The sequence below is a fragment of the Ruminococcus sp. genome, from assembly GCF_017650195.1.
GTDB lineage: Bacteria > Bacillota > Clostridia > Oscillospirales > Ruminococcaceae > Ruminococcus.
On the sequence record NZ_JAGCFH010000278.1, the window covers coordinates 1 to 4,196 of the forward strand.

A 4,196-nucleotide genomic window follows, 5' to 3' on the forward strand; every position below is an offset into this window, starting at 1 on the left:
CCCTCACAGAACTTTCCACAAGCCTTGATATCCTTGTCTGAAACAAGATGATAGACATTTTTTCGGTCCATAAGAAGCTTTTCCTTAAGTGCCTTGACAGCATCCTTTTTTCCTGCCATGATTGAATTACTCCCTTCTCATCAAATACATCATATAATTAATCTTATCCTACTGTGCCTGGGGTATTTGCTTATTATTAAACAATTCTCTTATCTTGCCCGATACTTCCCATGCTATTCCGTTTACAGTTTCCATACAACCGTTATTATGTATTATATAGTCCGAGTGGCTACGGAAGAAGTCCTCGTCAAGCTGGGAATTCATTCGTTTCGTCGCCTGCTCAGAAGTAAGGCTGTCGCGGGATATGATACGCTTTCTGCGGATATCGGCATCAGCAAGCACCGAAATAATTATCTCGCAGAAATCATCAGCTCTGCTCTCAAATAAAGTGGGGGCGTCTAGAAGTATAAGTTTTTCTCCCTTTAAAGAATGCACTCTTATCTGACGTAGTATCTCCCCAGTGATATAAGGATATGTAATGGTATTGAGAGCTTCTAACTTTGACTTGTCTGAAAAAACTATCCCAGCAAGTCCCTTTCTGTTCAAAGTTCCGTCCTCATTTATGACGGATTGACCGAAAAGATCAGCTATCTCGTCAAGGCACTTAGTACCCTTTTCGACAATCTTTCTCGCTACCTGATCCGCATCGATGACAGCAAAGCCGTTTGAAGCAAACACTTTTGAGACTGTGCTTTTGCCTGCACCTGTCTGTCCTGTCAGACCAACGACCATAACGCCGTTCAAACTGTTCATATCCTTATCACCTCGAATCCTGCCGCCCTAATAAGGCGGTTATATACTGCAAGTCCTACCCCGTCTGTTTCTGGAGCACGGACATAGACTCTTTCTGCACCTACGTCGTCAAGCTCCCTGAGCCTCTGAAAGATAAGATGCGCCTGTTCAGAGCTGCTACTTCCATAAGTCATATACCTGTAAGGGAATTTATCTGCGTCTTTGTCAAATATAAGCGAATAAACACTTTCGCCGTTATTTGCACCCACATAATCAATAAAACTTTCAAGTTCTCCCTCTACCATTATTATATGAGCCCTGGGAGAATAATGCTTATACTTCATTCCCGGTGAAGCAGCCTTCTGACCTGCTTCAAGCTCGTGAAGTATTGCGCGGTCTATTATAACCTCGTTGCACAGCTCTGACAGCATTTCCTTTGTGACACATCCGGGTCGAAGTATCCTTACGGAACTGTCCCCTTCTATTGCAATAACGGTTGATTCAACTCCGAATTCGGAGCTACCGCCATCCACAATAGCCGATATCCTTCCCTTCATATCTCGCATAACGTGCTCTGCTGAGGTAGGGCTAGGATAACCTGACGTATTGGCTGACGGAGCAGCTATAGGTCTGCCAGCAAGCTCTATTATCCTATGCATCACAGGATGCGACGGCACTCTGATACCGACTGTATCAAGTCCGCCTGATGTTATCATAGGTATACTCTCATTCTTTGGAAGCACCATAGTCAGCGGTCCAGGACAAAAGCGCTCTGCAAGCCTATAAGCAAGGGGCGGAATAGTCCTTGTAAAGCTTACTGCCTGTGAAAAATCTGCAAGATGAACTATAAGTGGATTGTCGGCTGGCCTGCCCTTGGCTTCAAACACCTTGCGAACTGCTTCTTCATTGGAAGCGTCGGCTCCGAGTCCATATACAGTTTCCGTAGGTATGCCTACTATATCACCGCTTTTTATAAATTCAGCCGCTTTTTTAAGATCAATATCACTGTCGCTTAGTAAAACTGTTTCCATAAAAACTACGCTTCCTGATTTGCGAGCTTGGCAGCCTGATCGGCAGTTGCAAGCGCATCAAACACTTCATCAAGATTTCCGTTAAGGATATCCTCAAGTCTGTAAATAGTCAGACCTATACGGTGATCCGTAAGACGTCCCTGCGGATAATTGTATGTTCTGATCCTCTCGGAGCGGTCGCCTGTACCGACCTGCATTTTTCTCTCCGATGCAATCTTTGCGTCTTGCTCCTCCTGCATTGCCTCGTAAATCCTCGAGCGCAGAATCTTCATAGCTTTATCTTTATTCTTATGCTGACTTCTTTCGTCCTGACACTCCACAACCGTATTAGTAGGCAGATATGTTATCCTTACAGCGGACTCTGTTTTATTTATATGCTGTCCGCCTGCACCGCTTGCGCGGAAATAGTCTATTTTCAGATCCGTGGGATTAATATCAAGCTCCACCTCGTCTGCCTCGACAAGGACTGCCACGGTAACTGTTGAGGTATGAATACGCCCCTGTGATTCTGTTTCCGGGACTCTTTGTACACGGTGTACTCCGCTTTCATACTTCAGGCGTGAATAAGCTCCTTCGCCTTCTATAGAGAAGCTTATTTCCTTGAAGCCGCCAAGCTCGGTAGGATTAGCGCTTAGCACTTCCTGTTTCCAGCCCATTGTCTCGGCATACATCGTATACATACGGTACAGTGAATTAGCAAAGAGTGAAGCCTCCTCGCCACCTGCGCCGCCTCTTATTTCAATTATAACACTTTTATCATCATTTGGATCCTTAGGCAGAAGCAATACCTTAAGCTCCTGTGTTATAGTCTGCATTGCCTCGCGTGACTCATCAAACTCTGTCTGAGCCATCTCCTTGAACTCTTTGTCCAGTCCGCCGGTCTCAAGAAGCTCCTTGGCTTCGTCAAAGGAAGTCTGAGCCTTTTTGTATTCCCTGTATTTCTCGATTATTGGAGTCATCATTTTGAACTCCTTCATAAGCTGAGTATACAGTTTATTATCGTTTACGATATCGGGATCGGAGAGCTTTTCGCTTATCTCCTCATATTTCTGCTCCATTACTGCAAGCTTTTCAAACATCTGGTATTCTCCTTAATGGTAAAATAATACTAATAATGTTGCAGTCGGCTAACCCTCATCGGCGTGCTTGACATTCCGGATACTCTTTTCTATCTTGTTGCGCGGTACCATAAATTCCCTTGCACATTTCACGCATCTGAGTCTGAAGTCCATTCCTGCACGAATGACGAACATTTCATTGCCGCCGCAGGGATGATTCTTTTTCATAGTAAGAATATCTCCGGCTCTGATATCCAAAGAAGTATCCTCCTTTCATGGAAAATAAAAATCGAACATTTTTATTATACCGCAAAGTCGCTGTCAAATCAATATTTAGGAGGTATATTTTTTTCATTTTGGTGAAAAATAATAAAAACTGCCAATTAAACATATTGAACACATACAAAAATTAGAAAGGATTTATAATATGATATCAAGAGTAACAGCCGATTTTGCAAACGCAGAACTTGCCGAATTTGCAATGAAAAGAGTAAGAGACAGCGTAGGGTACGTATATTCAGCAAAAATGATGTATAACAGAAGTCCTGATGCCATATTGAATAAAAGTGGCAACTCGGCTTTTCCCCTTATCCCAACCTATTATAATTCTCATAACAATTATCTTACAGACGTAATATGCTCTCCTGCTTCTAGCGAGCTTATTACGAGGGCACCAAAGAAATATCTTACTTCAACCTGCATTGTATGTGGAAGCGCAGCTGTCGATAATGTTATATCAGTACTCAACGCTATGGGAGGTACAAATATTCGTTTTGCTGGTTAGAATATTTCTCCCGGTCAGAGAATAGAATTAAGTATCAATGTAACGATAACGGAGGTACAAACATGAAATACAGACCTGAAGGCTTTCTTTATAACACTGACTCAAACAGTAGATACCTTGCAGATATAGATGGTCTTACAAAGGCTATGGAAAAAAGTATTATTCTCGAAGGCAAAGTCACGCTGTGTACAAGCTCTCACGATCTTATAGTTGAGCTCCCGTGTGCAAAAGGTATTATCAGTCGTGAAGAGGGAGCGATAGGAATAAAGGAAGGAAAAACCCGTGATATAGCACTTATATCACGGGTAAACAAAATAGTGTGCTTTAAGGTCAGAAGTATGGAGCTTGACGAAAGCGGTGAGGTCATCGCTGTACTTTCAAGAAAAGCCGCCCAGGAGGAATGTCGTAGAAATTATATATTAAATATGAAAAAAGGCGATATAATTGAAGCAAAAGTCACTCATCTTGAGCAATTTGGCTGCTTTGTGGATATAGGCTGCGGTATTCCTTCACTTATACCTATAGACGCTA

At 42.8% G+C, this 4,196-nt stretch carries 6 protein-coding genes; 2 read left to right on the forward strand and 4 right to left on the reverse strand.

Annotation, left to right across the window (positions count from 1 at the left end):
- Positions 1-168: 168 nt before the first annotated feature.
- From coaE to J6U00_RS12615, 4 genes are read right to left on the reverse strand one after another with little or no spacing between them, the layout of a single operon-like run.
- Positions 169-813 (reverse strand): dephospho-CoA kinase, encoded by a 645-nt coding sequence (gene coaE / locus J6U00_RS12600; protein ID WP_296582376.1) that lies wholly within the window; start codon positions 811-813, stop codon positions 169-171.
- Entirely contained in the window at positions 810-1,823 is a 1,014-nt protein-coding gene (locus J6U00_RS12605) for an L-threonylcarbamoyladenylate synthase (RefSeq protein WP_296582377.1), read from the reverse strand. Before J6U00_RS12605 ends, coaE begins: the two co-directional genes overlap by 4 nt.
- 5 nt (positions 1,824-1,828) lie before the next feature.
- On the reverse strand, positions 1,829-2,902 hold the full coding sequence (gene prfA, locus J6U00_RS12610) for a peptide chain release factor 1 (RefSeq protein WP_296582379.1): 1,074 nt from the start codon (positions 2,900-2,902) through the stop codon (positions 1,829-1,831).
- Between the two features lie 48 nt (positions 2,903-2,950).
- Positions 2,951-3,139 carry a DUF951 domain-containing protein gene (locus tag J6U00_RS12615; protein ID WP_296582380.1) on the reverse strand — a complete coding sequence of 63 codons (189 nt, stop codon included), beginning with the start codon at positions 3,137-3,139 and terminating at the stop codon, positions 2,951-2,953.
- 169 nt (positions 3,140-3,308) lie between these two features.
- Here J6U00_RS12615 and J6U00_RS12620 point away from each other — a divergent pair, with 169 nt between their 5' ends.
- Together J6U00_RS12620 and J6U00_RS12625 are read left to right on the forward strand one after the other, a co-directional pair.
- On the forward strand, positions 3,309-3,665 hold the full coding sequence (locus J6U00_RS12620) for a hypothetical protein (RefSeq protein WP_296582382.1): 357 nt from the start codon (positions 3,309-3,311) through the stop codon (positions 3,663-3,665).
- A gap of 62 nt (positions 3,666-3,727) precedes the next feature.
- The coding region (locus tag J6U00_RS12625; RefSeq protein WP_296582384.1) for a S1 RNA-binding domain-containing protein at positions 3,728-4,196 on the forward strand (469 nt) is incomplete at its 3' end.

Bases quoted from the DNA above. Each gene is read 5' to 3' on its own strand.
- coaE (WP_296582376.1), bottom strand. From the start codon at position 813: ATGAACAGTTTGAACGGCGTTATGGTCGTTGGTCTGACAGGACAGACA.
- J6U00_RS12605 (WP_296582377.1), bottom strand. From the start codon at position 1,823: ATGGAAACAGTTTTACTAAGCGACAGTGATATTGATCTTAAAAAAGCG.
- prfA (WP_296582379.1), bottom strand. From the start codon at position 2,902: ATGTTTGAAAAGCTTGCAGTAATGGAGCAGAAATATGAGGAGATAAGC.
- J6U00_RS12620 (WP_296582382.1), top strand. From the start codon at position 3,309: ATGATATCAAGAGTAACAGCCGATTTTGCAAACGCAGAACTTGCCGAA.